6 protein-coding genes and 1 pseudogene are annotated in these 4,765 nt (G+C 69.0%); 4 read left to right on the top strand and 3 right to left on the bottom strand.

The genetic code is table 11. The features are described from left to right. Nucleotides 1-370 (bottom strand): annotated as a pseudogene (locus VFB40_RS09960) (glycoside hydrolase family 32 protein); the annotation flags it as partial. A 272-nt stretch (nt 371-642) separates the two neighbouring features. On the opposite strand from VFB40_RS09960, the gene VFB40_RS09955 reads away from it, so the two are divergent. The 4 genes from VFB40_RS09955 (at nt 643) to VFB40_RS09940 (ending at nt 3,020) form a co-directional block, all read left to right on the top strand. Further along, a complete protein-coding gene (locus VFB40_RS09955; RefSeq protein ID WP_324849185.1) occupies nt 643-1,632 on the top strand; it encodes an LLM class F420-dependent oxidoreductase in 990 nt (329 codons plus the stop codon). A gap of 112 nt (nt 1,633-1,744) precedes the next feature. Further along, nucleotides 1,745-2,125, top strand: coding sequence for an ArsR/SmtB family transcription factor (locus VFB40_RS09950; protein WP_324849183.1), 381 nt, complete (start codon nt 1,745-1,747; stop codon nt 2,123-2,125). Further along, on the top strand, nt 2,122-2,496 hold the full coding sequence (locus VFB40_RS09945) for a VOC family protein (RefSeq protein ID WP_324849181.1): 375 nt from the start codon (nt 2,122-2,124) through the stop codon (nt 2,494-2,496). Before VFB40_RS09950 ends, VFB40_RS09945 begins: the two co-directional genes overlap by 4 nt. Next, nucleotides 2,496-3,020, top strand: a complete 525-nt coding sequence (locus VFB40_RS09940) for an SRPBCC family protein (RefSeq protein WP_324849179.1) — start codon at nt 2,496-2,498, stop codon at nt 3,018-3,020. The genes VFB40_RS09945 and VFB40_RS09940 overlap by 1 nt, the downstream gene beginning before the upstream one ends. Nucleotides 3,021-3,058: 38 nt before the next feature. On the opposite strand, the gene VFB40_RS09935 is transcribed toward VFB40_RS09940, so the two are convergent. Both VFB40_RS09935 and VFB40_RS09930 read right to left on the bottom strand, forming a co-directional pair. Further along, nucleotides 3,059-4,297, bottom strand: coding sequence for an ArsB/NhaD family transporter (locus VFB40_RS09935; RefSeq protein ID WP_324849177.1), 1,239 nt, complete (start codon nt 4,295-4,297; stop codon nt 3,059-3,061). A gap of 105 nt (nt 4,298-4,402) precedes the next feature. Then, the coding region (locus VFB40_RS09930; RefSeq protein ID WP_324849174.1) for an SRPBCC domain-containing protein at nt 4,403-4,765 on the bottom strand (363 nt) is incomplete at its 5' end.

Genomic DNA, 4,765 nt, shown 5'->3' with positions numbered 1-4,765 from the left:
CGAACTCATTCGAGTCCTGCGGGACGGCCACCGGCTCCTCGGCCCAGTGCACCAGGTCCGTGCTGACCGCATGGCCCCACTCGATGTTGCCCCAGGTCGTGCCGGACGGGTTGTACTGGAAGAACAGGTTGTACTTGCCGTGGTAGTAGATCAGGCCATTGGGATCGTTCATCCAGTTCTGCGCGGGCGTGTAGTGGTACTGCGGCCGGTAAGGCTCCTGGTAGGAAGCGGCGGTGGAATCGGCCCCCGCCGCTGAGGCGGTCGCCGGCAGCAGCAGCGCGGCCAATGCGAACGCCGCGGCGGCGACACGGCGGCGGCGCTTGGGACGCGCCGGTCTCGCCTGCGCTGGGGAAAAAGGACGCGAACGCACGCGGTTCCTCCTCGGTCAGCCCCACAAGACCCACGGCAGCCGGTCGTCCGCCACAGTGAGACAACGTTGTCTCGGCTCGCCGTGGGAATGAGACAACGTTGTCTCGGGGTGGCCGCCACTCTACCCGCGAGCCTTGAGCGCATCAAGGGATGAGCCTCGGAAAGCCCCGGTAAGCCCGGAACGGCCGATCGTCTCGTCGGCGTGCGGCCGCTATCTGAAACACGTGAAAGCCGCGGTGGCTATTACGGAACCTTCCTTACTAATGTGGGGCCATGCGCTTAGGACTCTTCGTACCGCAAGGCTGGCGGCTCGACCTGACCGGGATCGACCCCGCCGCACAGTGGAACGCAATGCTGGAAGTCGCCCGCGCGGCCGACAGCGGACCGTTCGAGTCGATCTGGGTTTACGACCACTTCCACACCGTGCCCGTCCCCACCGACGAGGCCACGCACGAGGCGTGGACGCTGATGGCCGCGTTCGCCGCCGCGACCAGCCGGGTGCGGCTCGGTCAGATGTGCACGTGCATGGCGTACCGCAATCCGGCGTACCTGGCGAAGGTCGCCGCCACCGTCGACGTGATCTCCGGCGGTCGTACCGAAATGGGTATCGGCGGCGGCTGGTACGAGCACGAGTGGCGCGCGTACGGCTACGGCTTCCCGTCCGCGGGCGACCGGCTCGGCATGCTCGACGAGGGCGTGCAGATCATGCGGCAGCTGTGGACTGAGGGCACTGCGACGCTCAATGGCAAGCACTACCAGGTGGACGGCGCGATCTCCCGGCCGGTGCCGCTGCAGGAGGGCGGCATCCCGCTGTGGATCGCCGGCGGCGGGGAGAAGAAGACGCTGCGCACCGCCGCCAAGTACGCCAAATACACCAACTTCGACGCGACGCCCGAGGTGTTCAAGCGCAAGTCGGAGATCCTGGCGGAGCACTGCCGCGAGGTGGGCACCGACTTCGACGCGATCGTGCGCTCGGGCAACTACAACGTGGTGATCGGCGAGACCGAGAAGGACGTGCAGGACCGTCTCGCCTGGATCCGGGAGCACTACGCGCCGCACCTGTCCCCGGCGAAGCTGGAGGAGACGGTCAACAACTTCGCCAACGGTCCGCTGGTCGGCACGCCCGAGCAGATCGTGGAGAAGCTGAACGAGGCCCGCGGCTTCGGCATGACGTACGCGATCTTGTACTTCAGCGAGGCCGCGTACGACAAGTCCGGGATCGAGCTGTTCGTCAAGCAGGTCGCCCCCGCCCTCGAGGGCTGACCTCGGCGTTCTCCGGCGCCCCCACGGCTGACTGCGCGTCAGCGGTGGGGGCGCCGTGCGTTGTGCCGCGCGGTCCTTGCTATTTCGTGTTAGACCGAAATAGGCTGTCGGCGTGCCTCCCGAAGACGATCCCGGTGAACTTCACGAGCCTGACGAGCCCGACGGACCCGACGATCTGCACGAACCCGGTGAACTCGACGAGCTCTTGCGGGCGCTCGCCAGCCGCCACCGCAGGGACATCCTGCGGCAGGTCTGGAACCGGGAGCGCGGCGCCGGCGAGCTGGTGAGCCATCTGGGACTGGCCGCGGCGAGCGTGTCCGAACACCTCAAAGTCCTGCGCAAGACCGGCCTGGTCGAGATGCGGGTCGTGGGCACCTACCGGCTGTACCGGGCGTCCGCGCACCGCATGGGCCACCTCGTCCGGCTGCTGGAGCACGAGTTCCCGGTCAGCGGGACAGGCGAGGATCCCCCAACCCGTGAGGAGCCATCATGAACCAACCGGCCGGCCCCGGCCCGAACGCGATCGTCCACTTCGACATCTGCGGACCGGGGGAGCAGGACCTCCACCGCTTCTACGGCGCCTTGCTCGGCTGGAAGGTCCAGCCGCAGGGGCCTGGATACGCGCTGGTCGACACGCCGAGCGGCCTGCGCGGGGCCATCACCGACGCCGATCAGGCCACGGTCACCCTCGGCGTCGCGGTATCGGACCTCGCCACCGCTCTCCGAGACGCCGAGGAGCTCGGCGGGAGCGTGATCATGCCACCCACCGACAACGGCTGGGTCGTCAAGGCCCAGGTGAAAGACCCCGCAGGCAACCTGTTGACGCTGATCCAGATGCGGACGCTGCAGGAAGCAGAGAACTGATGGTGCTCGCGGCGCTGGTCGTGCTCGGCGTGCTGGTCATGCTCATCGCGGTCGTCCTGGTGACCGGCAGACTGCTGCCGGTGAAGCACCAAGCCAGCCGCCGCGTGCAACTCGGGCAATCCCCGCAGGCGGTGTGGGACACCATCACCGATGTGGAGGGGCTGCCTGCCTGGAGGCCCGGCCTGATGCGGGTCGAACTGCTCCCCGAGCAGGCAGGGCGGACGCGCTGGCGTGAGTACGACCGCCACAACAAGATCACGTTCGAGGTGGCGGAAGCGATCGCCCCGACCCGCCTGGTCACCCGCATCGTCGATCCGGACCTGCCGTTCGGCGGCACCTGGACCTACGAGATCGCGCCCGCGCCGGACGGCTGCATCGTCACCGTCACCGAGGACGGCGAGGTCTACAGCCCCCTTTTCCGCTTCGTGTCCCGCTACGTGATGGGCCACACCGCGACGCTCGATCGCAATCTCAAGGCACTCACTCGGCGCTTTGGTGAGAATGCTGCGATTCGCGGCGTCTGAGGGGCGCTCGGCTTACCACCGCTACTCACGTGCGACCGTCAGCCGGTGAGGGCGAGCGCGGTGGTCGAGGCGAAAACCGCGACCACCGCGAGGATCGTTCCGTTCACCAGCATCCGGCGCTTCGGGATCGTCAGGCCGAACGCGGCGCAGCGCTCGTACCACAGCAGCGTCGCCAGCGAGGCCCACGCGGTGATCACCGGGCCGGCGTTCGTGCCGATCAGCAGCGCGAGCAGCTGGCTGTGGTTCGCCACCGGCACCGCGCTTTCCCCCGCGACGTACGCCGGCAGGTTGTTGAGCAGGTTCGCCAGCAGCGCGCCCGTTCCGGCGGTGCGCAGCTGGCCGGTATACGAGTTCGAGCTGCCGGCCAGGTGCGTGATGAGCGTGCCGAGGCCGTGCACGGTGATCGTCTGCACGACGAGGAACATGCCGGTGACCGTGGCCAGCAGCCGCCACGGCAGCAGCGACCAGCGCAGCGCCTCGCGCTCGCGGACCGCGAACGCGAGCACCGTGACCGCCGCGGCCACCGCCGACGCGACGCCGAGCGTGACGCCCAGCAGGATCGCGGCGACGAACAGCACACACGCCACCCCGGCGATCGCGCACAGCGCTCGGTCCCGCGGCCGGAACGGCTCCGGCAGCTCGTAGCGGTCCGCGCCGCCGCGCCGCGACTTGCGCCAGTAGCCGAGCCAGAGCACTGCCATGGTCACGGCGACGCTGGCGGCCTCCGGGGCGGCCATCCGCGCCGCGAAGTCGACCGGGCCGAGCGCGACCCGGCCGGCCGCCAGCAGGTTGGTCAGGTTGCCGACCGGCAGCAGCAGGCTCGCGGTGTTCGCCAGCAGGGCCGTGGTCATCGCCAGCGGCAGCAGCGGCAGCCCGACGCGCGCGGCCATGGCCAGCATGATCGGGGTCAGCAGCACGGCCGTGGTGTCGAGGTTGAGGCCGACCGTCGTGACGACGGCCATCAGCACACACAGCGCGAACAGCAGGCTGTAGCGGCCTCGGGCGGTGATGGCCAACCGCGTCGCGACCACGTCGAAGGTCTGCGCGCGCCCGGTCAGCTCGGCCAGGATGATCACGGTGCCGAGGAACAGCAACAGCGGCAGGATCCGGTTCAGGATCGAGGAGGTCTCGGTCCTGGAGAGCCCGCCGGTGACCACGCACAGCACGCCGGCGGTCAGCAGAGTCAGGGCCAGCACATCAAGCGGATGCAGACCGAACAGCCGGCGGTGCTGCTTCTCGCCAGGAGAGTCCCGGCGGACGTCCGAATCGACTGACAACGCCCGTGGCTCCCCTCCGGCGGCTACATGATCGTCTGCCAGTTTACGGTTGGACGTTCACACTGCCCGGGGGTGGGTGGTCATGCGTGCCATCGTGGTGCGCCGTCAGGCCGCCTGCACCGCGGCGACCAGGGCGTCAAGGCGCTCCATGCTCTCGGTCATCCCGCTCTCCATGCCGTTGGCCAGGTGCATGTCGCGGGCCATCAGCGTGTCGTGCACGGAGCGGCCGTGCACGATCGTGCCGCCCTCCACCTCCTCGAACACCGCCGTCTCCACCGCGTAGTGGTCCGGCACGGGATCGAACACGAAGGTCTGCTCCAGCTTGTGCGGCGGATCGATCACCCGGTACTCGCCGTGGAAGGCGAACTCCTGCCCGTCGGGGGCGCGCGAAACGAAGCGATAGCCGCCGCCGACCCGCAGGTCCACCTCGCAGACCACCAGTTCGAGGCGGGCGGGTCCCCACCAGTG

Origin of the sequence: Actinocrinis sp., assembly GCF_035650855.1 — a bacterium.
Lineage (GTDB): Bacteria > Actinomycetota > Actinomycetes > Streptomycetales > Catenulisporaceae > Actinocrinis.
This window is presented reverse-complemented; position numbering and strand designations above follow the sequence as displayed.